Consider the following 431-nt stretch of genomic DNA (forward strand, 5'->3'; position numbering starts at 1 on the left):
CGTGGAAGGTCGGGGCCACGTGCTTGAGCGACTCGATCTCCAGGTTGGCGATGGCCTTGCCGGAGATGTCCGGCACGCTCATGCCGAGCAGCAGCGAGTAGATGTAGTTCCCGACGACGACGTTCTTGCCGAAGTCCGTCGTCTTCTCCGCATAGTTGACGTCCATGTGGAGCGGGTGGTGGTTCATGGTGAGGAGACAGAACAGGTGGTCGTCGTACTCGGTGACCGTCTTCCCCGGCCAGTGCTTGTACGTCGCCCCGACCTCGAACTCCTCGTAGGTGCGTCCGAACTGCATGACGGTCAGGCCTCCGGGATCTCGAACGTCGACGTGCGCCGCATGCCGGCCGCACGCCCCTTGCCCGCGATGACCAGGGCCATCTTGCGACTGGCCTCGTCGATCATCTCGTCGCCGAGCATCGCGGAGCCCTTCT

At 63.8% G+C, this 431-nt stretch carries 1 protein-coding gene and 1 pseudogene; both read right to left on the reverse strand.

Annotated elements, in window-relative coordinates:
* On the reverse strand, positions 1-295 hold a 295-nt coding region (locus tag LPA54_RS39580; protein WP_228985237.1), incomplete at its 3' end, for a MaoC family dehydratase.
* 5 nt (positions 296-300) lie between these two features.
* Positions 301-431: pseudogene (locus LPA54_RS39585) on the reverse strand (CoA ester lyase); the annotation flags it as partial.

Source organism: Streptomyces sp. DH12 (assembly GCF_020873895.1).
Classification (GTDB): domain Bacteria; phylum Actinomycetota; class Actinomycetes; order Streptomycetales; family Streptomycetaceae; genus Streptomyces.